24 protein-coding genes are annotated in these 22660 nt (G+C 71.1%); 17 read left to right on the top strand and 7 right to left on the bottom strand.

Annotation, left to right across the window (positions count from 1 at the left end):
- Window positions 1–256: 256 nt before the first annotated feature.
- From ACFZA2_RS07350 to ACFZA2_RS07285, 14 genes are all read left to right on the top strand, one after another.
- Entirely contained in the window at window positions 257–1126 is an 870-nt protein-coding gene (locus ACFZA2_RS07350; protein WP_391402628.1) for an ABC transporter substrate-binding protein, read from the top strand.
- 28 nt (window positions 1127–1154) lie between these two features.
- Window positions 1155–1859, top strand: coding sequence for an amino acid ABC transporter permease (locus tag ACFZA2_RS07345; protein ID WP_391402625.1), 705 nt, complete (start codon window positions 1155–1157; stop codon window positions 1857–1859).
- A gap of 1 nt (window position 1860) precedes the next feature.
- Entirely contained in the window at window positions 1861–2601 is a 741-nt protein-coding gene (locus ACFZA2_RS07340) for an amino acid ABC transporter ATP-binding protein (protein ID WP_391402622.1), read from the top strand.
- Entirely contained in the window at window positions 2598–3692 is a 1095-nt protein-coding gene (locus ACFZA2_RS07335) for a mandelate racemase/muconate lactonizing enzyme family protein (RefSeq protein WP_391402619.1), read from the top strand. Before ACFZA2_RS07340 ends, ACFZA2_RS07335 begins: the two co-directional genes overlap by 4 nt.
- Window positions 3689–4834 carry a M20 family metallopeptidase gene (locus ACFZA2_RS07330; RefSeq protein WP_391402617.1) on the top strand — a complete coding sequence of 382 codons (1146 nt, stop codon included), beginning with the start codon at window positions 3689–3691 and terminating at the stop codon, window positions 4832–4834. Before ACFZA2_RS07335 ends, ACFZA2_RS07330 begins: the two co-directional genes overlap by 4 nt.
- On the top strand, window positions 4834–5610 hold the full coding sequence (locus ACFZA2_RS07325; protein WP_391402614.1) for a carbon-nitrogen hydrolase family protein: 777 nt from the start codon (window positions 4834–4836) through the stop codon (window positions 5608–5610). The genes ACFZA2_RS07330 and ACFZA2_RS07325 overlap by 1 nt, the downstream gene beginning before the upstream one ends.
- Window positions 5611–5628: 18 nt before the next feature.
- Window positions 5629–6765 (top strand): M24 family metallopeptidase, encoded by a 1137-nt coding sequence (locus tag ACFZA2_RS07320; RefSeq protein ID WP_391402611.1) that lies wholly within the window; start codon window positions 5629–5631, stop codon window positions 6763–6765.
- A 7-nt stretch (window positions 6766–6772) separates the two neighbouring features.
- A complete protein-coding gene (locus ACFZA2_RS07315) occupies window positions 6773–7171 on the top strand; it encodes a RidA family protein (RefSeq protein WP_391402608.1) in 399 nt (132 codons plus the stop codon).
- Window positions 7168–8124, top strand: a complete 957-nt coding sequence (locus ACFZA2_RS07310) for a D-2-hydroxyacid dehydrogenase (protein ID WP_391402605.1) — start codon at window positions 7168–7170, stop codon at window positions 8122–8124. Before ACFZA2_RS07315 ends, ACFZA2_RS07310 begins: the two co-directional genes overlap by 4 nt.
- Window positions 8124–9053, top strand: a complete 930-nt coding sequence (locus ACFZA2_RS07305; RefSeq protein WP_391402602.1) for an aminotransferase class IV — start codon at window positions 8124–8126, stop codon at window positions 9051–9053. Before ACFZA2_RS07310 ends, ACFZA2_RS07305 begins: the two co-directional genes overlap by 1 nt.
- Entirely contained in the window at window positions 9046–9744 is a 699-nt protein-coding gene (locus ACFZA2_RS07300) for a GntR family transcriptional regulator (RefSeq protein WP_391402599.1), read from the top strand. The genes ACFZA2_RS07305 and ACFZA2_RS07300 overlap by 8 nt, the downstream gene beginning before the upstream one ends.
- Window positions 9741–10967 (top strand): aminotransferase class I/II-fold pyridoxal phosphate-dependent enzyme, encoded by a 1227-nt coding sequence (locus ACFZA2_RS07295; RefSeq protein WP_391402597.1) that lies wholly within the window; start codon window positions 9741–9743, stop codon window positions 10965–10967. The genes ACFZA2_RS07300 and ACFZA2_RS07295 overlap by 4 nt, the downstream gene beginning before the upstream one ends.
- A 112-nt stretch (window positions 10968–11079) precedes the next feature.
- Window positions 11080–12069, top strand: a complete 990-nt coding sequence (locus ACFZA2_RS07290) for a hypothetical protein (RefSeq protein WP_391402595.1) — start codon at window positions 11080–11082, stop codon at window positions 12067–12069.
- Window positions 12070–12103: 34 nt separating this feature from the next.
- A complete protein-coding gene (locus tag ACFZA2_RS07285; protein WP_391402592.1) occupies window positions 12104–12835 on the top strand; it encodes a hypothetical protein in 732 nt (243 codons plus the stop codon).
- A 62-nt stretch (window positions 12836–12897) separates the two neighbouring features.
- On the opposite strand, the gene ACFZA2_RS07280 is transcribed toward ACFZA2_RS07285, so the two are convergent.
- Window positions 12898–13158: a DUF3253 domain-containing protein gene (locus tag ACFZA2_RS07280; protein WP_391402589.1), complete on the bottom strand. Its 261-nt coding sequence runs from the start codon at window positions 13156–13158 to the stop codon at window positions 12898–12900.
- Window positions 13159–13205: 47 nt separating this feature from the next.
- Here ACFZA2_RS07280 and ACFZA2_RS07275 point away from each other — a divergent pair, with 47 nt between their 5' ends.
- Both ACFZA2_RS07275 and ACFZA2_RS07270 read left to right on the top strand, forming a co-directional pair.
- Window positions 13206–13937 carry a YqjF family protein gene (locus ACFZA2_RS07275; RefSeq protein WP_391402586.1) on the top strand — a complete coding sequence of 244 codons (732 nt, stop codon included), beginning with the start codon at window positions 13206–13208 and terminating at the stop codon, window positions 13935–13937.
- Window positions 13938–14282: 345 nt separating this feature from the next.
- A complete protein-coding gene (locus ACFZA2_RS07270; protein ID WP_391402583.1) occupies window positions 14283–14510 on the top strand; it encodes a hypothetical protein in 228 nt (75 codons plus the stop codon).
- A gap of 80 nt (window positions 14511–14590) precedes the next feature.
- Here ACFZA2_RS07270 and ACFZA2_RS07265 read toward each other — a convergent pair whose 3' ends face one another.
- The 4 genes from ACFZA2_RS07265 to ACFZA2_RS07250 form a co-directional block, all read right to left on the bottom strand.
- A complete protein-coding gene (locus tag ACFZA2_RS07265; protein ID WP_391402580.1) occupies window positions 14591–15493 on the bottom strand; it encodes a glycine betaine ABC transporter substrate-binding protein in 903 nt (300 codons plus the stop codon).
- Between the two features lie 143 nt (window positions 15494–15636).
- Window positions 15637–16638, bottom strand: coding sequence for a proline/glycine betaine ABC transporter permease (locus ACFZA2_RS07260; RefSeq protein WP_366376836.1), 1002 nt, complete (start codon window positions 16636–16638; stop codon window positions 15637–15639).
- Complete coding sequence (locus ACFZA2_RS07255; RefSeq protein ID WP_315994032.1) at window positions 16638–17972, bottom strand: glycine betaine/L-proline ABC transporter ATP-binding protein; 1335 nt, start codon at window positions 17970–17972, stop codon at window positions 16638–16640. The genes ACFZA2_RS07260 and ACFZA2_RS07255 overlap by 1 nt, the downstream gene beginning before the upstream one ends.
- A 381-nt stretch (window positions 17973–18353) precedes the next feature.
- Complete coding sequence (locus ACFZA2_RS07250) at window positions 18354–18659, bottom strand: chorismate mutase (RefSeq protein WP_315994033.1); 306 nt, start codon at window positions 18657–18659, stop codon at window positions 18354–18356.
- Window positions 18660–18739: 80 nt separating this feature from the next.
- Here ACFZA2_RS07250 and ACFZA2_RS07245 point away from each other — a divergent pair, with 80 nt between their 5' ends.
- Window positions 18740–19864, top strand: a complete 1125-nt coding sequence (locus ACFZA2_RS07245; protein ID WP_315994034.1) for an AI-2E family transporter — start codon at window positions 18740–18742, stop codon at window positions 19862–19864.
- Between the two features lie 66 nt (window positions 19865–19930).
- On the opposite strand, the gene ACFZA2_RS07240 is transcribed toward ACFZA2_RS07245, so the two are convergent.
- Window positions 19931–21130, bottom strand: a complete 1200-nt coding sequence (locus ACFZA2_RS07240) for a lactonase family protein (protein WP_391402575.1) — start codon at window positions 21128–21130, stop codon at window positions 19931–19933.
- Window positions 21130–22416, bottom strand: a complete 1287-nt coding sequence (locus tag ACFZA2_RS07235; protein ID WP_363388169.1) for an adenylosuccinate synthase — start codon at window positions 22414–22416, stop codon at window positions 21130–21132. Before ACFZA2_RS07235 ends, ACFZA2_RS07240 begins: the two co-directional genes overlap by 1 nt.
- Window positions 22417–22660: the final 244 nt, after the last annotated feature.

Genomic DNA, 22660 nt, shown 5'->3' with positions numbered 1-22660 from the left:
CGGCAGCGCGCGGCGGGTGAGTCCCCGTCGAGCGCCTCGACGCCCTGCCCGCGATGGTCCGGACCGCAAGGTCCAGGTCGTTCCGCAGGGGTCGGCCCGGGGTGGTCGGGGCGGCCTCCTGAACCGAGGGCGTTACGAGATGTTTCGCCGGCGTAAAACGTCGGCGCTGAGCACCATTCTCGTCAAAAGAATTCTGTATACAGAATGCAGTTCCATTTATCCGACCGCTCCGCTCCACCCGAACCCGAAGGACATCATGCGTCGACACCCGCGCCGCGCGCTTCAGATCCTCAGCGTCGCCGCCCTCGCCGGACTCCTCCTGAGCGCCTGCGCCTCGCCCTCCGCCAGCTCCTCGGCGCCCACCGGAGACGCGTCCGTCACGGCGCCGTCGGGCCTCGCGTCGTCCGGGACCCTCACCTTCGGCGTCGCCGCCACCTTCCCGCCCTTCGAGTACAAGGACGGCTCCGACCTGGCCGGCTTCGACATCGAGATGGCTCAGGCTCTGGCCTCCGAGATGGGCCTGTCCGTCACGCCCAGCGACATGGACTTCGACGGCCTCATCCCCGCCCTCAACGGCAAGCGCATCGACATCATCAACTCCGCGATGTACATCAAGCCCGAGCGCGAAGAGCAGGTCGATTTCGTGCCGTACATGCTCGTCGGCGAGGCGGTCATGGTCCCGAAGGGCAATCCGAAGGGCATTTCGAACATCCCCGACGACCTCTCGGGCCTGACCGTCGCCGTCACGCGCGGCGCCATCGGCGAGACCTACATGACCGACTTCAACACTCAGCTCGAGGCTGACGGCAAGGCGCCCATGACGATCCTGACGTTGCCCACAAACCAGGACGCGCTGCTGGCCGTGACCTCGGGCCGGGCCGATGCGTTCGACACCTCGACTCCCGGCGCGGCCTACACGCAGACCGAGCAGCCCGACACATTCGAAGTCGCCGGCACGTTCGACCTCGGTACCGAGGTGGGGATCGCCGTGCGCAAGGGCGACACCGAGATGAAGACCGCCGTTGAAGCCGCGCTGAAGGAGCTGGTCGACTCGGGCGACTACGAGAACCTGATCGCCAGGTTCAACCTCCCCGCCGAGTCCAACTACTTCACCTCGTCGAAGTAACCCGTCGTCGGATGCCGAGGAGCTACGCATGAACGTCGTCGAATTCCTGATCTCGCCCGCGTTCCTCAACGGGGCGCTCGTCACGGTCGCGCTGACGGTCCTGTCGATGGTCCTCGGCATCCTCGGCGGGCTCGTCCTCGCCGGCCTGGGCGCCGTGCGTTTCGCCCCGGCCCGGTGGCTGGCCCGGGCCTACATCTGGCTATTCCGCGGCACGCCGGTGCTGCTGCAGCTCATCTTCGTCTTCAACGTGCTCCCGCTGGTCGGACTCCGCTTCGACTCGTTCACCTGTGCGATCATCGCGCTGAGCCTCAACGAGGCGGCCTACATGGCCGAGATCATCCGCGGCGGCCTCCTCGGGGTGCCGAACGGCCAACGTCCCGCAGCCCAAATGCTGGGCTTCACGCGCTCGCAGACGCTGGTGTTCATCGTGCTGCCGCAGGTGGCCCGTCTGGTGCTCCCACCGACGGGCAATCAGCTCATCGGCATGTTGAAGACCTCGGCTCTGGCTTCCGTCGTCGCGGTGCAAGACCTCATGCTGGTCGCCCAGCGCGCGGCCGCCGGCACCTTCGACTACGTCGGAACGCTCATCGCTGCGGCCGTGCTCTACCTGCTGCTCACCACGATCTTCAGCGGCGTCCTCGGCGTAATCGAACGCCGGATGGACACCGGTCGCAAGTCCGCCCGCCGCCGCAAGCGCGCCGCACTCGTCCTCGCCGCCGAAGGAGGCCGCTGACATGGCATCGATCATTCAAGCCCACTCGATCACCCGCACCTACCACGGCAGCTCCGTCCTCGAGGACGTCTCCTGCCGCATCGAGGAGGGCGAGTGCGTCGTCATCCTCGGCCCCTCGGGCGCGGGCAAGTCGACCCTGCTGCGGTGTCTCGCCGGTCTCGAAGACCTCGCCACCGGGACGGTCGACTTCCAGGGCACGCCCTACATCGACCGCACGGGCATGCGCCGGCGTCTGCGCGGCGAGATCGGCATGGTGTTCCAACAGTTCAACCTCTTCCCGCATCTCACGGCTCTCGACAACGTCGCCATCGCTCCGGTGCGCGTGCGACGGCAGCGCCCCGCCGCGGCCGAGCGGCTGGCGCGGGACACCCTCGCCTCGGTCGGCCTGGCGGATCGCGTCGATCACTACCCCGAGGAACTCTCGGGCGGCCAGCAGCAACGCGTCGCGATCGCCCGCGCCCTCGCGATGAATCCGTCGCTCATGCTCTTCGACGAGCCGACGAGCTCGCTCGACCCCGAGTACACCCGGGAGGTGCTCGAGGTCATGCGCCGCGTGATCGCCTCGGGGATGACGGTCGCCATCGTGACCCACGAGATCGCCTTCGCCCGCCAGATGGCCGACCGGGTGCTCTTCCTCGACCAGGGCCGTCTCATCGAAGACAGCCCCGCCGACGTGTTCTTCCGCTCGCCGAAGACCGAGCGGGCGCAGCGCTTCCTCGAGCAGATCGCGGAGGAGGAGTGACCTCCGTCTTGGCCCCCGGCCTCCACGACGCGCACACGACGGCGCGCGTGGATCGGCTGTCGTGGGCGACGGCGGGCCTCCCCCTCGCCCACGAGCTGCACCACGCGCGCGCCCGGACGGCGGCACTCGATGCGGTCGTGTGCCGCATCGAGATCGAGGGCGTCACGGGCATCGCCGAGGTACGCGGGAACGCCGCGTACGGCACGGGCGAGAATACCGCCGATGTCGTCTCGGCTCTCTCCCTCGCTCGCGCGACCGGCACGGTCGGCGAACGACACGCGAGCCTCTCCCGCCGCTCCCGGCTCGCGGCCCTCGCCCTCGACCTCGCCGCGTGGGACGCTCGCGCCCGCGCTGCCGGGCTCCCCCTCGCCGTCTTCCTCTCCGGCCCGGTCCGCGGCTCGATTGATACGCACGGTCAGATTCCCTTCGGAACGGTGGCGGATGCCGAGGCCCGCGCGTCCGCCCTCACCTCCGACGGACTGGGTCGCCTGAAGATCCGCGTGGGTGGCCCCGATGTGGCCCTCGACGTCGCCCGCGTCCGCGCGGCTCGATCCGTGGCCGGCGAGGCGGTGGACATCTCGGTCGACGCGAACGGCGCGTGGGATGCCGAGCACGCGATCGACGCGAGCCGAGCGCTGGCATCCCTCGGCGTCGTGTGGGTCGAGCAGCCCACCCCCGACCTCGAGGGCCTCTCCGCGGTACGGGCCGACGGCGCGGTGCGTGTCCGTGCCGATGAAGCAACGCACGACGTCGAGGATCTGCGTCTGCTGGGGGGCGTCGTCGACGGCGTGCATCTCAAGCTGGAGAAGAGCGGCTCCTTCGCCGCTCTGGATGCCGCCGTGGCCGCCGCCGAGGACGTCGGCCTCGACGTCGCGGTCGGCCAGTTCGACCAGGGGCGCCTCGGTTGCGCCGCGACCCTCCACTGCGCTGTCGCCCTCGGGTTCACCACGGCCGAGGTCTGGGGCTTCGCCGACGTCTCCCGCGATATCGCGGGCGTGCTCGAACGCCGGGGCCCCGGCGTCCCCCTCCCCTCCGGACCCGGGCTCGGCGTCGACCTGCTGACCCCCCTCGATTGGACCTCCGCACGATGACCCCCCTCGACACCGTCTCCCTCCTGCAGCGCCTGGTCGCCCTGGACTCCACCAACCCCGGCGGGGACGAGGCGGCCGTCGCCGGCGTCCTGGCGGAGGTGCTCGCCGACGCCGGCGCCGAGGTCGAGGTGATCCCGTACGCCGAGGGGCACGTCAACCTCGTGGCCGAGCTGCGGTTCGGTCCGGGGCCGCGCGTGATGCTCAACTCGCACCTCGACGTCGTGCCCGCGGGCGCGGGCTGGTCGGCCAACGCGTTCGCTCCCGAGGTGCGCGAGGGCCGCGTCTATGGGCGGGGATCGGCGGATGCCAAGGGCAGTCTCGCCGCGATGGCCGGGGCCGTCGTCGATATCGTCGCGGCCGGTGAGGTCACTCGCGGCACCGTCGTCTTCACCGCGGTCGGCGACGAGGAGGTGGGCAGCACCGGAGCACGCGCCCTGGTGGAGAACCTCGAGGTCGACGCCTGCATCGTCGGGGAGCCCACCGGGGTGCAGCTTCTGGCCGCACACAAAGGATCGCTGCGACCCGTGATCGAGGTCATCGGGCGCGGAGCGCACGCGGCCGCCCCCCACAACGGCGTGAATGCCATCTCCGGCGCGGCCGACCTGCTCGATCGACTGGCTCGGCACGCCGACATGCTCGGGGACCGCCTCCATCCTCTGACCGGAGCGCCGACCCTCACGCCGGTGCTCATCGAGGGGGGCCAGGCCCCCAACGCCGTGCCCGAGCGCTGCCTGATCACGGTCGATCGCCGCATGGTTCCCGGCGAGACCGCCGAACAGGTGCGCGCCGAGTTCGAGCGGATCCTCGATGACTTCTCGCGAGACAACGCCCCCCTCACCGCTCGGATCGCCGCGCTCGCCCCCTCGACCGGCGGTCCCTCGGAGACCCCGGCCGACGACCCCTTCGTGCTCGCGTGTCGATTGGGACTGAGCGCGATCGGCGAAGCGGACGATATCGGCGGTCTCGTCGTCAACTGCGACATGACCACGTTCCGCGGAGCCGGCATCCCCACCGTGGTGCTCGGACCGGGCGAGCTCGGCGTCATGCACGCCGCCGACGAGTACGTGCCAATCGACCAGCTCGAACGGGCCCGTCGCGCATACCGCGCTATGGTCGAGCGCGCGTTGCGGGAGCTGCCCTGATGGCCCGCATCGCCGTGGGCCAGGCCCCCTTCTCGGCCGACGTCGATGCCAACGTCGCCACCGCGCGCGACCTGAGGGCCGCCGCGAGTGCCGAGGGCGCCGACCTCCTGGTGTTGTCGGAGCTGTTCCTGTCCGGCTACCGCGTCGCAGGGATCGACGGGGATCGCACGCTGACACTCGATGACCCGCGGCTCGCGCCCCTCGTCGACGACGGCTCCCCCACCGAAGTGCTCGTCGGCGCCGCTGTCGACGGGCCCGGCGGGCGCCGGAACGCCGTGTTGCGATTCCGGGCGGGCGACGCCCCGGAAGTCGCCTACGCGAAGCTCCACCTCTGGGAGAGCGAGCGCGGCCCGTTCGCCGCCGGCCACGACCTGTCCGTGATCGAGGTGGCGGGCCTGCGAGTGGGTCTCGGCGTCTGCTACGACGCCGGGTTCCCCGAGTTCTCCCGGGCCTACGCCCACGCGGGCGTCGATCTCATCGTCTTCTCCTCCGCCTTCCTCATCGGAGAGGAGGCCGATCGCTACGACATCTACCACCCGGCGCGGGCCCTCGAATCGGGCTGCTTCGTCGTCGTCAGCGACGCCGCGGGCTCCGACGGCGACGGCCGCTTCTACGGCCACTCGCGCATCGTCGATCCGCGCGGCCGGGTGCGGGCCGACCTCGGCGAGACCGGCGCGCTCGCGTGGGTCGACGTGTCCCCCGCCGACGTGCGCGCGACGCGCTCCGCCCTCCCCTACCTCGACCACCTGCTGCCCGCGTACCGGGCGCACCTCTGACCCGATCGGAGATCACCGATGCCGACCTTCCCCGCCACCGAATACGCCGACCGCCTGCAGCGGTTCCAGCGCATCCTCGTCGAGCTCGACCTCGACGTCGCGGTCGTGACCGCCCCGGAGAACATCTGCTACCTGGTGGGCCACGAGACGCCGGGCTACTACACCTACCAGTGCCTTCTCGTGCCGCGTGACGGACAGCCCACCATCCTGCTGCGCGAGACCGAGACGGTCAACGCGGAGCAGACGACCTACCTCAGTGACATCCGCGGATATGCCGACGTCGACGACCCGATCGCCCGCACGATCGAGGTCGTTCGCGACGTCGCCCCGGCACCGCGTCGAGTCGGCCTCGAGGAGCGCTCCTGGTTCCTGCCTCCGGTGGCGTACCGCGCTCTGACAGAGGCCTTCGTGCCTGCCCAGGTCGTCGCGATCGACGACGAGGTCGCGTCCCTGCGCCTCATCAAGTCGCCCGCCGAGATCGAGGTGATCCGGGCGGCAGCGGCGATCACGGATGCCGGCGTGCGCGCGGCCGCGCTGACCGTCGCCGTCGGCGTCCCCGAGCGCGAAGTGGCGGCTGCCGGCTTCGCCGCGATGATCCGGGCCGGCTCGGAGTACGTGGCCATGGAGCCCTTCGTCGCCTCGGGCCCGCGCGCCGGCAACATCCACGCCTGGTGGGGCGACCGTCGTATCGAGGCGGGCGAGGGTGTGCTGCTGGAGATGTCGGCGACGAAGGGGCGATACAACGCCCCGCTCATGCACACGGTGCGCACCGGGGCGCTGAGCGGCGAGTCAGCCCGAATGGCGGAGGCGTGCCTCGCGGCGCGCGACGCCACGCTCGCGGTGGTGCGTCCGGGCCGCACACCCGCCGAGGCGCACGCGCGATGCAAGGCCGTCGTCGCCGAGCACGGTCTCTCGCACACCTACCGCAAGCGCAGCGGCTATTCCGTCGGTATCGGCTTCGCCCCCGACTGGGGCGAAGGGCACATCCTGTCACTGAAGGAGACCGAGCACCGTCCGTTCGAGCCCGGCATGGTCGTGCACGTGGTGCCGACGCTGCGCGCGGCCGGGGTGGCGGGCCAGGGCTTCTCGGCGACGGTGTTGATCACGCCCGAGGGCAACGAGATCCTCACCTCGTGCGACGTCTTCGAGAACTGAGCGTCCGATGCTGACTCCGATGGGCGCCTACGCCCTGACCGCCGAGGCAGACGGCCTGCTCTTCGTCGCCGGGATGACCCCACGAGAGGACGACGGCTCCCTCCGCGCGGGCATCGTCGGCGCTGACATGGACCTCGAGACCGCCCGTACGGCCGCCACGCGGGCCGTGACCCGGGCACTGGATGCCGCGAGCGAGAACCCGCGGTTCGTGCGCGTGGTCGCGATGACGGTGTACGTGCGCTGCGCGGTCGACTTCACCGCGCTGAGCACCGTCGCGGACGCGGCGAGCGCCGTCGTGCACGCGTGGGCTCCCGACCATCCCCTCCCCGCCCGCGCCGCCGTCGGTGTCGCCTCCCTCCCCGGTGGGGCTCCGGTTGAGGTCAGTCTCGTGCTGGGGGCATCGTGATCGTCCGTCCGGTCGTCGCCGTCCTCGAGGACGCGGTACCCGTCCGCGGCCTCGAGGAAGTGGCGCGCGACGCCGACCTCCTCGTCACGGACGCCGACGGCCTTGCCGAGGCCATGGGCCGCGCGGATGCCCTGCTGATGTGGGATTTCTTCTCCGACACCGCCGCCGCCCTGCTCGCGGCGGGAGTCCCGCCCCGGCTGCGCTGGATCCACGTGGCGGCGTCGGGTGTCGACGGCATCCTGAGCCCGGCCGTGGTGGACGCCGACGTGCAGGTGACGAACGCCGCGGGGGTGTTCGAGCGACCCATCGCCGAGTATGTGCTGGCGTGCGTGACCGCGCACACCAAGCAGCTCGCGCGCTCGGCGCATCGCCAGAGCCGGCGCGAGTGGGCCCCGCGCGAGACGGCGGACTTCACCGACGCGCGGGTGGTCGTGCTCGGCGCCGGGGCGATCGGACGGGAGCTGCGACGCCTGCTCGGCGCGATCGGTATGAACGTCACACTCGTGGCGCGCACCGCACGCGCGACGCCGGACGGCCCGGTGCACGCCGTGTCCAGCCTCTGCGAGGCCCTCGCCGATGCCGACGTTTTCGTCGTCGCCCTCCCGCTCACCGCCGAGACCCGGGGTCTCGTCAGCGATGACGTGCTCCGCGCCCTGCCCCCCTCGGCGCTCTTCGTGAACGTGGGCCGCGGGCTCACCGTTGACGAGGAGGCCCTGATCGACGCCCTGCGCGGCGGCCGCCTGGCGGCCGCCGCCCTCGACGCGTTCGCGGTGGAGCCGCTACCGGCGGACAGCCCGCTCTGGAGCGACCCGCGGGTCTTCGTCTCTCCGCACTCCTCGTCGCGGACGCACGGCTGGCGCGATCGTCTGGCCGCGCAGTTCGTCGCCCAGTACCGGCTCTGGCGGGCGGGGTCGTCGTTCAGCGCGGCCGTCGACAAGAAGCGGGGGTACTGATGGACGGCGGTGTGCTTCTGGTCTCGCACGGCGACGGTTGGCGGCCGTCCGATCCCGCCCGCCCGCTGCTGCGCGCGGACGATCTGGCCGCCACGCGCGGTGACGGCGTGTTCGAGGCGATCGGCGTCTTCGGCGGGCAGCCGCTTGCCCTCGAGGCTCACGTGGAGCGCCTGCGGCGATCGCTCGCCGCCGTGGGTCTCGAGGCGTGGAACACATCATCCGTGCGCGCGGGGATCGAGGAGGCCATCCTGCGCCACGCCCCGATCGCCGAGATGCTCGTCAAGGTGCACGTGAGTCACGGCCCCGAAGGGGAAGGGCCGTGGGCGTGGATCCACGCCCGGCCGAATGCCGATCACCGGTCCGCGCGACGCGACGGGCTCGCAGTGGCCCTGCTCGATCGAGGCGTGCCGCGGGGAGCCGGAGCGCGAGCGCCCTGGGTCCTCGCCGGGGTGAAGTCGCTCTCGTACGCCCAGCCACGCGCGGCACAACGCGAGGCGCGGCGCCGCGGCGCCGACGACGCCGTCTATGTGTCGACGGACGGCTATCTCCTCGAGGGCCAGGCCTCGACGCTCATCGTGCTGCACGGCGATGCGTTCTCCACCCCCGACCCCGTCGACGGCGCTCTCGTGGGCACGACCCAGGAGCGGATCTTCAGCGGCCTCGCTCGACGTGGTCACGCCGCGGTCGTCCGCAGCATGCACAGCGACGAGCTCGAGACCGCGGATGCCGCGTGGCTGTGCTCGAGCGGTCGGCTGCTCGCCCCGATCCGTTCCGTCGACGGCCGCATACTCCCCGCGGCGCCCGCGGCCACGGCCACGCTCTGGCAGGCCCTGGATCTCGCCGCCCGTCCCGCGGGGGCGCCCCCGGCCGTCCTGGGTAGCGTTCACCAGACAGCTTCCGGCCCAGCGAGGGGATACGACCATGAGTGAGACGTCGATCGACGGCGCGACCTATTTCCGCAAACAGGATTGGGCCTACGACCAGGTCCGCGCGCAGATCCTGTCCGGTGGAATCCCCGCGGGCAAGCCGATCGGCCAGGAGGATCTCGCCGATTCGCTCAACATCAGCCGCATCCCGCTTCGCGAGGCCTTGTCCCGGCTCAAGGCCGAGGGATGGCTCGAGGGGCTCCCCCACCGCCGCCTGGTGGTACCCGCGCTCTCGCTGGCGGGGGCCCGCGACATCTACACCGGACGCGCCTCGCTCGAGTCGACACTGGCACGCACCGCCGCGGCCGCGGGGCCTCACGCTCCGTTGGCGGTAGCGCGCGCAGTGCTCGACCGGCAGCGCCACGCCTCCGACACGGGCGACCTCCCCGGTTTCCGCGCGCTGGACCGCGAGTTCCACATGGGGATCTACGCTCTCGCCGGGATGCCGCAATCGATGTCGGCTGCGGCTCAGCTCTATGCCCTCGGCGAGCGCTACGTCGGCCTCTACCTCGGCACCACCGATCGCAGCGACGAGTCGCTCGCTGAGCACGCGCGCATCCTCGAAGCGGTCGAGACCGGGGACGCGGATGCCGCAGAGGCCTTGACGCGCGAGCACATCTCTCACGGCCTCGTCGTGCTCGAGGACTTCCTCCTTCCCGCAGAACCACCACCGTCAGAAATGAGCGACGAATGACCACGATCACGACCTCCCCGCGGCCCGCCGCGATCGACCGCCTCGACCTGCCCGAAGCGGAGGCCTACGCGGGTACCTCCGTGCGCGCCGCGGAGCGCGAACTGGAGCGTGCGTCGGTGGCAGCCGGTCCGGTCCTGGATGCCACGTACGCCAACACCCACCGTTTCCCCGCGCCCGCATACGCCCTCAGCGCCTTCACCGCCGCGGCCTCGGGCGCGGGGATGACATACACCCCCTACGTGGGCGACACCGGCGTGCGCGCCACCGTCGCTGCGAACATCGAGGCGCACCTGGGGCTGACCGCCACCGGGTCCAGCGACCTGATCCTCGCGCCGGGCACCCAGGGCGCCCTCTTCATTGCGCTCAGCGCGATCATCGAGCCCGGCGACCTCGTCATCCTCCCCGATCCCGACTACCTCTCGACCGAACGCACGCTGCGGTACCTTGGCGCCGACGTCGAGCGGGTACGCGTGAGCTTCGAGGACGCGGAGGGCCGCCCGACCCTCGACGCCGAGCGGCTGCGCGAACTCGCCGCCCGGTCGCCGAGGCTGTTCATCTTCAGCCACCCCAACAACCCCACCGGCGCCGTCTACTCCGACGAGACCCTTGAGCTCATCGCCGAGCTCGCGCAGCAGCACGACTTCCTCGTGCTGGCCGACCAGCTGTACTGCCGGCTCGTGTACGACGGGGAGGCTTACACCCACATCGCCGAACTGCCCGGAATGCGCGAGCGCACCATCACCACGCTCGGCCCTTCCAAGACCGAGTCCCTGTCGGGATACCGCCTGGGCCTCGCGGTCGCCCCTGCCGAGCTGATCGAGCGCATGGAAGACGTGCAGTCCATCACGGCGCTGCGAGCCCCGGCCTACGCGCAGCACGTGCTCGCGCACTGGCTCGCTGAGGACGGCGACTACGTCGCGGAACGCACCGTCGAGTACCAGGCGCTTCGCGACTGGACGGTCGACCGACTCAACGCGTCACCCGCCTTCACGGCGACGAGGTCGTGGGGGACGTCGTACATCTTCCCGCGGGTGCTCGCGCCGGTGTCGGATCAGGAGCTGGCGATCGCGATCAAGGAGCGAGCCGGCGTCATCGTCAACCCGGGCTACCAGTTCGGCGCCGAGGGCGCTTCGCACATGCGGCTGTGCATCGCGCAGGACGAGACGGAATGGCGCGAGGCGCTCGAGCGGCTCATCGCGGTGACGGAGTCCTTCCTGCCCTGACCTGCGCGGACGAGCCGCCGTCATCCTCGTCGGTCGATGTCGGCGGCTCACCCCGTGCGCATTCCGGCCCACCGCCCAGCCCGCTGTCGGGAGCCCGGCATAGCATGGGCGTGTGGAACCGCTGTTGGTCTTTCTGGCCGAGTGGTGGTGGATCGGCCCCGCGGCGGCCGGTGCGGGCACCGTCGGCTGGATCGGCGTGCGTCGATCCCGACACCGCGCGCTGCCGGCCGGAGCGACCACCACCGGCGATCGCGCCGCTCGCGCGTGGGCGTCACGCCCCCTGGGCAAGGCGGCGGCGCGGCGCCTCGAACTCGACGCGGCTCTGCTCGATCTGCAGACCGCGCGGCACGCCGTCACCCGCGGACGCGCCGACGTCAAAGTCGCCGACGCCGAGGTGGTGCGCGCTCAGGCGGAGCGGGCGGCATCCCGTGTCTCGTCCGACGTCGTCTCCGCCGCACGCGGACGCCTCACCGACGCGCAACGCGACCTGCGCGCCGCGCTGGCCGAGGTGCGCGCCCGCCGCGCCGGGGTGAGGGCCGCGAAGGCGATGCTCCCCGCGATCCGCGCGGGCAGCGCCCCTCTGCCGGTGGCGCGCCTGCTCTCGGAGCACGACGCGATCCTGGCGCGCTGGATGGCCTACGAGACCGACCCCGGTCTCGCCATCGACTTCCCGCAGATGAGCGACTCGCGCTCCCCGCTCCTCGCCGACTTCCTGCGCGCGAACGAGAGGGCGCAGTGGCTGCGGCCCGCATCGGTGCAGACGCGCCTCGAGCCCGCCGACTACCTCGCCTACCGCGATGCCGTGCGCCGCACCGCGCACGCGTTCGACCGCGCCGAGCGCGCAGCCCGCCAGGGTGCGGACCAGCCCGGCATCGAGGGCCCCGATGCGTGGAGCCGCGTGGCATCCGATCTGGCCGAGACCGCCCAGCGCGCCCTCGCCCGGTCCATGGAGTCGATGGGCCGCGCCGCCGCCCGCACCTGGGAGGAGCGCGGCGCCCGACGCGCTCAGAAGCGAACCCCGGATGCCGCGAGCCCCCGGCCGCAGAACGGTCCGGTCTGGCCGCCTCCCGCACGCGATCGGCCGCGACCTCCGGCATCCTGATGACGGCGAAGCCGGGCGGCGTAGCATGGCGCAGGTGCAGGACTTCTGGAACTTCGCCGGCCACTACTGGTGGCTCGTCTTCCCCCTCTTCGGAATGACGATGGGGGCGGTCAACGCGAGGGTGAAGCACCGCGAGGTCACCGCCCGCCGCCGCCACAAAGAGCAGCTCGAGCTGCTGCGGGCGCAGGGTCTGGCCGCGGGGGGCGAGCCTCCTGCCGCGCTCGCCCCGGCGACCGACGATGCTCGCGCGCGTCTCACGTCCGCGCATGACGCGGTCACCCATCGCTGGCTCGAATACGAGCTCGACGCCACGAAGCTCATCTCCTACCCCGCGATGAGCGATGGCCGACAGCCGCTGACGGCGGCGTTCCTGCGCGCGAAGAAGGTCGCCGACAATCTGCGACCGGCCGCCGACGAGACGCTCTCGCCCGAGCGCCTGCGCGAATACCGCGAGGCCGTCACCGACTACGAGGTCGCGTTCGACGTCGCCGAGCGCGAGGCGCGCCGCGTCAAGGATGCGGCGTTCACCGCCGACGAACGCAAGCGCCTCGACACGGCCAAGCAGCTGCTCACCGTCGCGACCGATCAGGCGGCGACGTCGAACGAGCGTCAGCTCGCGTACAAGCGCGTGCGCGAGGAGCTCGACGGCCTCATCTGGCTGAGCGACGAGGCGGTCGACGAGCTCGAGAAGAAGGTCGCGCTCGAGCTCCCCCGCGGCTCCACGCAGCCGCGTCCCTCGACGACCCCGCCAGAGCCCGCGGTCTGAGGCGCGCTCCGCCGCATCGCGCGGCCCCCGCCCAACCCCGCAGATCCCGCGGCGCCTTCTCGTCAGCCTGTGCGACGAATGCGCACGGGACCCCGCGCGGTGGTCACATCGACGACCTCGCCCTTCTGCGTGACCTCGACCTCGCCCAGGTCGACCAACTCTCGCGCGGCGTCGCGCGCCGGCTGCATGAGGTCGCGCCACTCCTCGCCGCCGACCGCGCGGGCGGCCTCAGACGGGCAGATCGTCTTGCCGGCATCCCTCGCCGCGAGGAGTTCGCGAATGGATGCCACGAGCCGAGGATCCGCACCAGACGACGGGGTCATCTGTCCAGTCTCCCTCCGCTGCGGGGAGTCGGGGCCAGAATGACCCGGTGATCACCGAGCGCCACGCCCCCGACCTCCCCGGTCGCGCCGTCATCGCCCAGCGGTGGAACCGCGCGGTCTTCGTGCACTGGCGGATCGACCCGGGGGAGGTCGCGCCGCTCCTGCCGCCCGGAACCCGTCCCGACGTGCACGACGGGTCGGCCTGGGTGGGGCTCGTGCCGTTCGTGCTGAGCGAGTTCCGCTTCCTGCCCCTGCCCCCGGTGCCCTTCGTGGGCACCTTCACCGAGATCAACGTCCGCACCTACGCCGTCGACGACGCCGGGCGTCGCGGCGTGGTCTTCCGCACGCTCGAGGCGGAGCATCTCGCGCCGGTCCTCGCGGCTCGGGCCCTCTTCGGCCTGCCCTACCGCTGGGCGCGCGCCGGCGTGCGCACCGAGGGCGAGCGCATCGAGTACCGCTCACGACGCCACGGGGGCCGGCATCCGGGCACGCGGATCCGGGCCCGGCTGGGCGCGGAGACGGTCGACGACGACCTCTCGCGCTTCCTGACCGCGCGCTGGGGCTTCCACGAGCGCCACCTGGGCCGCACGATCTGGGCCGCGAACAGCCACGAGCCGTGGCCCCTCGTCACCGCCGAGCTCGAGGCGATCGACGACGACCTCGTGGCGGATGCCGGCTTCCCGCAGCTGGCGGGAAGCGCCCCCGACTCGGTGCTCGCGATGCCGGCGGGCCACCCCGGCTTCATCACCCGCTTCACTGCGGCCCACACCGTCGCCTGACGGCGCGAGCTCGGGCGGGCTTCGTCAGAGAGAACAACACTTCACCCTCTGCCCCGGCTTTTTCATCTTCCCATGTTTACGTGCTCATTCATACCTTTTCCCCAAGGCGTCGTCCGGCGCCGCTCGGCGCCACAGCTGCGCCCGATGGAAGGAAATGATGAGAATCACTCGCCGAATCGCAATCGCGCTGGCGTTCGCCGTCGCCTCCCCGGCTCTCGCCGCGCCTGCGCGGGGCAATCCCGCTCGGGTCGACGGTCGCATCTACACGGCATGACCGTTCCGGTGTGCGCTTCCGTAGCCCCGCGGTCGAGCACCCTCCTGTGGTGGGTGGTCGGGGCTGCAGTCGTGGCGGTGTTCGCGCCGCTGCCGGACGGTTGGGCACTCACCGTGCAGGCCGCCGCACTCCTCTTCGCGGTATTCGCCCTCTGCATCGTCCGCGACCGCCCTTCGCGGCTCCTGGCGGCGCTCGTCGTCACCGTGCTGGGCGCCGTGGTCGGGCTTCAGATCACGGGGCACATCGCTGCGATGAGCCTCGAGCAGTCCTTCACCGAAGATGCGGTCGTGGTCCGCTGAGACGCAACCCGGGAGCGTCCAGCCCGATGCGCGGACGGCCCCCTCCACCCGATGGAGGAGGGGGCCGTCACCGCGCGGGGTCAGTCGCGCTGCGTCGAGAACGCGTCGGGGTTCTGCTCGAGCCACGCGTCGATCGCGTCGGCTTCCTTACCCTCGCCGTACTCGTTGACGACGAGGTCCTCCAGCGAGCCGTACTGCGCGTCGTCGAGCTGGATGCCGGCGATGAGCTCAGCGGCATCCGGGTACTTCTCGGCGAAGCCGCTGGTGCCGAGGAAGTGCAGCGCCTCAGGGTCGCCCATCAGGCCCTGGGGGTCTTCGAGGTCTTTCACGTCGTAGGCGTCGTTCGCCCAGAAGGGGCGCCACAGCGTGACGGCGATGTCCTTCTGCGCGGCGATGGCGTTGTCGAGCTCGGTGAGCATCGCCGCGGTCGACGAGGTCACGAGCTCGAGGCCGTCGAGGCCGTACCCGGGCATGGCGACTTCCTGCGTCTGCTTGGTCAGACCCGCGCCGGGCTCGATGCCGTAGATCTTGCCGTCGAAACGCGCGGCGTTCGCCTGGAGCTGGTCGATCGAGTCGATGTCGACGTAGCTCGGCACCGCGATCGTGAGCTTGGCGTCGTCGTAGTAGGCGCCCAGGTCCTCGATCGAGTCGCCGTACGTCTTCATGTAGTCGGCGTGCGTGAGCTCGGGCCAGGCCGAGGGGTAGATGTCGACGTCGCCCTGGGCGAGGCCGGCGTAGAGCGGTCCCGCCTCGGTGAGCGTCTGCATCTCGACGGTGTAGCCGAGCTTGCCGAGCTGGTCCTCGAGCAGGTACGCCGTGCTCAGGCCGTCGGTCCACGAGGGGAGGAAGCCGAGCGTGATGGTGCCCTTGTCGCCACCGTCGCCCGAGCCGCCTTCGGCCTGATTGCCGCTCGCGCAGCCGGCGAGCGCGAGCGCCGCCACGCTGCCGAGGGCGAGGGTTGCGGTGAGGTGTCGTGTCTTCATTGCTGTGTTCTCTTCCTTTTCGTCCGTGATTTCCGTGGAGCCCCGCGCAGCCGCGCGTATGAGGAGTCATTTTTCGTCGCCTGGAGACAAGCTCGGCGACAATTTCTGACCCCTCACGCACCCGGCGCGAAGGGGAGGGAGGGTCAGCGGCCCGTCGAGATCGGCGCGCGGCGCGGAGAGGCTTCCGCGCGCTCGGCCTCGCGTGCGGCATCCGCCGAGGTGTCGACGGGCCCGGCCGCGGGGGCGCCGGCCGTGGCCGCCGCCGTGGAGCGGGCGGCACGCCGTCGCGCGAGCACTCCAAGCAGCGAGCCGGTGTTGTCGGCGCGATTGCCGAGAGCCGCGGTGAGGCGGTCGAGGTAGACCGCGAGGATGACGACGCTGAGGCCCGCCTCGACACCCTTTGGCAGGTTGACGGTCGAGATCGACTGCACGACCTCCTTGCCGAGGCCGTCGGCGCCGACGATGCCGGCCACCACCGCCATCGACAGCGCGAGCATGATGACCTGGTTGACGCCGGCCATGATCGTGGGCGTCGCCAACGGCAGCTGGATGCCGCGCAGGATCTGCCACGGGGTGGCACCGAACGCCTGACCCGCCTCGACCGTCTCCGAGTCCACCCCGCGGATGCCGAGCTCGGTCAGTCGCACGCCCGGGGGCAGCGCGAAGATGACGGTCGAGACGACACCGGGGACGACGCCGATGCTGAAGAACGTGATCGCGGGGATGAGGTAGACGAAGGCGGGCATCGTCTGCATGAAGTCGAGGATCGGCTTCAGCACGGCGCGCACGGTGCTGTTGCGCGCCGACCAGATGCCGAGCGGCACCGAGATCGCGACGGCGACGATCGTCGCGATGAGCACGAGCGCGAGGGTCTGCATCGCGGTGACCCACTGCCCCATCGCGAGGATGAGGGCGAAGCCCACCACGGTGCCGAGCGCGAGCTTCCACGAGCGCAGCAGCCAGGCCAGGAGCGCGGCGACCACGATGACGACCACGATGGGCGCCGACAGCAGCACGTCGCTGAGCCCTCCGACGAGGAAGCGCACGGTCACGGCGATGACGTCGAACAGGCCCGAGAGGTTGTCGCGCAGCCAGTCCACGGCGGAGTCGACCCACGAGCCGACGGGGATGCGGAACCCGTCCATCAGCGCACCCCCTCGGTCTCGGAGGCGACGACCGGCGCGTCGAGCACCGCGTCGATCTCAGCGGAGGGCAGGGGCTGGGGCAGCACGGTGATCTCCTCGGTGGAGCTCGGCCCGGGTCCGAGCGCGGCCAGCAGGGTCACGCGCGGGATGACACCGGTCAGGCGACCGTCGGCATCGAGCACGGCGAGCGGCAGGGGCGACTCGACCGACGGCACGAAGAGGTTCATGAGCACGTCGTCCTCGCGCACCGCCTGCGGCAGGGGCTTGAGCCGGCTGAGCAGGGAATTCTCCCCGGCCCGCACGAGCTTCATGGCATCCCGATCGGTGATGATGCCGAGCGGCTTGCGGTCGCGGTCGGTGACGTAGACGGCCGACATGTAGGCGTCGCGCATCTGGCGCAGGGCCGTCCGGGGACCGGCCGAGGCGTCGACGCGCGGACGCGGACGTTCCATCACGTTGCCGGCGGTGAGCACGCGGGCGCGGTCGACATCCTGCACGAACTGCTCGACGTAGTCGTTCGCCGGGTCGGTGAGGATGTCTTCCGGGGTGCCGATCTGCACGATGCGCCCGTCGCGCATGACCGCGATGCGGTCGCCGAGGAACATCGCCTCGTTGAGGTCGTGGGTGATGAAGACGATGGTCTTCTTCAGCGTCCGCTGCAACTCGATGAGCTGCTCCTGCATCTCGCGGCGGATGAGCGGATCGAGAGCGCTGAACGCCTCGTCCATCAGCAGGATGTCGGTGTCGGCGGCGAGCGCCCGGGCGATGCCGACGCGCTGCTGCATCCCGCCCGACAGCGCCGAGGGGAGCTTCTCGCCCCAGCCCTCGAGGCCGACGAGACCGAGGATCTCGTTCGCCTTCGCAAGGCGCTCGGCCTTGCCGACGCCCCGGAGTTCCAGGGGGTAGGCGACGTTGGCCGCGACCGTGCGGTGCGGGAGGAGCGCGAAGTGCTGGAAGACCATCGCGAGGCGATCGCGCCGCAGAGAGCGCAGGCGCGCGGGACCGACACCGGTGAGGGCGTCGCCCTTCACCTCGACGGTACCGGCGGTCGCCTCGTGCAGGCCGTTCAGCATGCGGATGATCGTCGACTTGCCCGAGCCCGAGAGGCCCATGATGACGAAGATCTCGCCGGGGCGCACGTCGAAGCTCGCGTCGATGACGGCGGCCGTTCCGTGGTCGGCGATCTCGTCGCGCGTCGAACCCGCGCGGAGTTTGTCGACGGCGGCCTGCGGGGCACGGCCGAAGACCTTGAAGAGATTCTTGGCGGCGAGGGCGGGCGTCTCGCTCGCGGGTGCTGACGGAGCGGGCTCCGTCGAAGCAGGCGGATGTGTCACTGGTGCACCTCAGCGGCCTTCGGGTGGCCGCATAGGTCACGCCCGGGTGGCAGCCGTCGGCGCTCTCCGGGGGTGGAGCACGTCGACACCGGACATCGGGTCCGGAGTCCTGGCCGCCGACCGTACGCTCGCGGCATCCCCTCCCCCGAGAAGACACCGACGACCGCGGACTGGTCGGGTGAACGGCCCCTCAAGGGCCTCACCCAACGTTTCACGGTGATGGATCGGCTGGCAAATCGCCCTGCGCCTTGCGGAAACGGATGCCGTATGGCACGCGCGCGCGCCTGATCCGCTCTCCCGCACGGGGAGGGATCCATGCACGCGCATGTCACCCCGGGCGTGTCGCAGCGCCCTTGAGACCGGGGGCGGGATGAGCCGAGGTCAGTCGTCCTGCGGCTCGGCCGCGGCCGTGCGGTGGTGGCGGATGACCTCCGCCACGACGAAGTTGAACCACTTCTCCGCGAAGGCCGGATCGAGGTCGGCGTCCTCGGCCAGACGCATCAGCCGCGCGATCTGCTGCTCCTCGCGAGTGGGATCGGATGCCGGCATCCCGTGCTTCGCCTTGAGCACTCCGACCTGCTTGGTGCAGCGGAAGCGCTCGGCCAGCAGGAAGATCAGCGCGGCGTCGATGTTGTCGATGCTGCCGCGCAGCCCTTGAAGGATCGTCGAGGGATCGGCGTCGGTCATGAGTCCTCCCACATCGCTCCGACCCTACCGCGCCCAGCGGTGCGCCGCCGTTCGCAGGGGCTGAGTCCTACAGTGTGACCATGAGCCGATCGACGCGCCCCGACCCGACCGCCGTAGGCGCCGACGCCGGGGCCGCCACGTCGCGCGACAAGCCCGTATGGTCGGCGATCTCCCGACCCTACGCGGCGGGGTTCTTCCTCACCCTCGGCGGACTCACCGCCTTCCTCCTGGCGCTCGCGCTCGGGAAGCTCTCGACGGTGCTCATCTACATCGCGATCGCGCTCTTCGTCGCCCTCGCCCTCGACCCCCTCGTGCGCATGCTCGTGCGCCGCGGACTGTCGCGGGCCTGGGGCATCGTGATCGTCTTCGGCGGCCTGGCCCTCGTGCTCGCCGGGGCGCTGTGGCTGCTCATCCCGCCGGTCGTGCGCCAGGTCGAGCAATTCGTCGGGGACATCCCCTCGTTCGTCAACGACGTCATCGACAGCGACGCGGTGCGGTGGGTGGAGCAGAACTTCGGCGACAGCCTCGGCGACGTGCTGAAAGAGGTGCAGGGCTTCGTCACCAACCCCGCCAACATCGCCGCCATCGGCGGGGGGCTGCTGCAGGTGGGCATCAGCATCGGCGAGTTCATCTCGGGCGCGATCATCGTGCTGGTGCTGAGCCTGTATTTCCTGGCATCCCTGCCGAAGATGAAGAACAGCCTCGTGCGCCTCACCCCCGCGCGCAGCCGCGAGACGGTCTCCGACATGACCGGCCAGATCACCGACTCCGTCGGTGGCTACCTCGCCGGAATGGTCGTGCTCGCGCTGTGCAACGCGGTGTTCGCGTTCATCGTGCTGACGATTCTGCAGCAGCCGTTCGCAGCCCTCCTCGCCGCCCTCGCGTTCGGCATCACGCTGATCCCCCTCGTCGGGTCGGTGCTGTTCTGGGCCACCGCGACGCTGTTCACGTTGATCGTCAGCCCGACCGCGGGACTCATCTTCGCCATCGTTTACCTCGTCTACATGCAGATCGAGGCATACATCCTCACGCCGCGCGTCATGAACCGCACGATCTCGGTCCCCGGCGCGCTGGTGGTCATCGGCGCGCTCGTCGGCGGCACGCTCCTCGGTCTGCTCGGGGCGCTGGTGGCGATCCCCGTCACAGCGTCGGTGCTGCTGATCATCAAGCAGATCGTCATCCCGCGACAGGATGCCAAGAAGTAGCGTCAGCCGCGTCGCCGCGGCGTGCGGACGGCTCATCGCCGCCGCGGGCCGACGTGCCCGTGCCGCTCAGCGCGTCGCGAGCAGACGCGTCGGGGACGCCGACACGGTGCGATGCCGCACCCGGCCGGGCACGCCCGTGCGCGCGTCGAGCGGGAGCGACACGATCTCGTCGGCGAGCTGACCGGCGACGAGCAGCGTGTCGTCGACCACGAGATGGTGCCGCGGCCAGTGCGTGCCCGTCTCGGCGAGCGCGGTGAGCTGCAGGGCCTCCCCTGCGCCGCGGACCGCGAGGACGCCGACCGTGTCGCTTCCGCGCACGCCGGCGTAGAGCGTCGCCCCGTCGCGACTCATGCTCAGCTCCGCAGCGGTGTCGGTGTCGAGGGTGCCGAGCAGCGGTTCGCCGGAGCGTACGTGCCAGCGGCCCTCGCGGTCGGCGGCGAGCGCGAAGACCTCCCGGCTGAGCTCGGTGACGACGTAGAAGTGCCCCGACGGATGCCACACGCCGTGCCGCGGCCCGCTGCCCTTCGGCAGGACGACCTCCTGCACGAGACGGAGTCCGGAGGGCGCGTTGCGCCACAGGCGCACGAGGTCGAGTCCCATGTCGGTCGTCGCGATCAGGCCGCCGGGGAGGAACGTGGCCTGGTGGGCGCGCGAGACGCGCGCCCCCGCCGCCGCCTCTTCCGACTCGGCGTCGGTCTCGGGCACGTCGTCGTACGCGGGTACGAGGTGCGCGTACTCGTCGCCGGCAGCATCTCGCAGAGCGCGGGCCGCGGCGGCGAGATCGGGGACGACGGCGCCCGACACCCGCGCGCCGGTGGAAACCGTGCCCTCCTCCGGTGACGAGCCGTACGGGTCGGCCGCCTCCGCGGCGATCACCGGCCGGGAGGGGCGGCCCACGGCATCCAGGTCCATCCGCACCACGCGCCCGTCGCCCCAGCAGCTCGCGACGAGGGACGTCGCGTCGGGCGCCACGACCACGTGACACACCGCCTCACCCGCCTCGATCGGCGCGCCGATGGGGGCCAGCCGCGTGTCGGACACGCGGCGGTAGGCCTGCACGGCGCCATCGGACTCCAGGGCGGCGTAGAGGACGTCTCCCGAGGGGTGCGGCGCGATCCACGAGGGCGATCCCGGCGCGGCGACGGCCGTGCCGACCATGCCGAGAGGACCACTCGCCCCGGGAGCATCGGACTCTCCGGCCTGCAGGATGCCGATCCCCTCGGCGGAGCCGGCATCCGCGGCGTAGGCACCGACCCAGAGGCGCATCAGTCGATGAGGTCGTGGCGCACGATCACCTGGTCGCGGGCGGGACCCACGCCGATGACCGAGATGCGGGTGCCGCTCATCTTCTCGAGCGCGAGCACGTAGTCCTGGGCGGTCTGCGGCAGGTCGTCGAACGTGCGCGCCGACGAGATGTCCTCGCTCCAGCCGGGGTAGTACTCGAGGATCGGCTTCGCGTGGTGGAAGTCGGTCTGGTTGACCGGGAGGTCGTCGAACCGCTCTCCGTCGACGTCGTACGCGACGCACACGGGGATCTGGTCGAGCCCCCCGAGGATGTCGAGCTTGGTCAGCACGAGGTCGGTGATGCCGTTGATGCGCGTGGCGTAGCGCGTGATGGGCGCGTCGTACCAGCCCACGCGGCGCGGGCGGCCGGTCGTGGTGCCGAACTCGAAGCCGCGCGAGCGCAGCCAGTCGCCGCTCTCGTCGAACAGCTCGGTGGGGAACGGACCCGACCCGACGCGCGTCGTGTACGCCTTCACGATGCCGACGATGCGGTCGAGGCGGTTCGGACCGACTCCCGAGCCGGTCGCCGCGCCGCCGGCGGTCGCCGACGACGAGGTCACGAACGGGTAGGTGCCGTGGTCGACGTCGAGCATGGTGGCCTGGCCGCCCTCGAAGACGACGACATCGCCGGCCTCGAGCGCGTCGTTGAGCAGCAGCGAGGTGTCGGCGACCATGGGACGCACGCGGTCGGCGTAGGCCAGCAGGTCGTCGACGATCTCGTCGGCCGTGATCGACCGGCGGTTGAAGATCTTCACCAGCAGGTGGTTCTTCTGATCGAGCGCCCCCTCGACCTTCTGGCGCAGGATGTTCTCGTCGAAGAGGTCTTGCACGCGGATGCCGACGCGGTTGATCTTGTCGGCGTAGGCCGGGCCGATCCCGCGCCCGGTGGTGCCGATCATGCGCTTGCCGAGGAAGCGCTCGGTGACCTTGTCGAGCGTGCGGTGGTACTGCGTGATGATGTGCGCGTTGGCGCTGATCTTGAGCCGACTGGTGTCGAGACCGCGCGCGTTGAGCGCCTCGAGTTCGTTGAAGAGCACCTCGAGGTCGACCACGACGCCGTTGCCGATCACCGGGGTCACCCCGGGAGACAGGATGCCGCTGGGCAGGAGGTGCAGCGCGTACTTCTCGTCGCCGATGACGACGGTGTGGCCGGCGTTGTTGCCGCCGTTGAACTTCACCACCCAGTCGGTGCGCTCACCGAGCAGATCGGTGGCCTTGCCCTTGCCCTCGTCGCCCCACTGGACGCCGACGATCACGATTCCGGGCATGAGTGCTCCTCGCATGTTGTCCGGCGGTACACCCCATCCTACCGAGAGGGTGCGGAACGCCTGCCGTCCCGCGATCGTCCGGTCGAAACGCCGTTCGGGACGCCCGGGCCGTGGCCGGTCTCTCGCTGTCGTCCCGGCTCCGGCATATCCGTTTCACGCAAGAGCGACGGTGACGCGATCGATCCCAGGGTGATCGACATGTCGCCGTTGTGCGGGCCGAGAACGTGAAGCGCGGCGATGTGGA

Source organism: Microbacterium sp. NPDC007973 (assembly GCF_042958465.1).
Classification (GTDB): Bacteria; Actinomycetota; Actinomycetes; order Actinomycetales; family Microbacteriaceae; genus Microbacterium; species Microbacterium galbum.
This window is presented reverse-complemented; position numbering and strand designations above follow the sequence as displayed.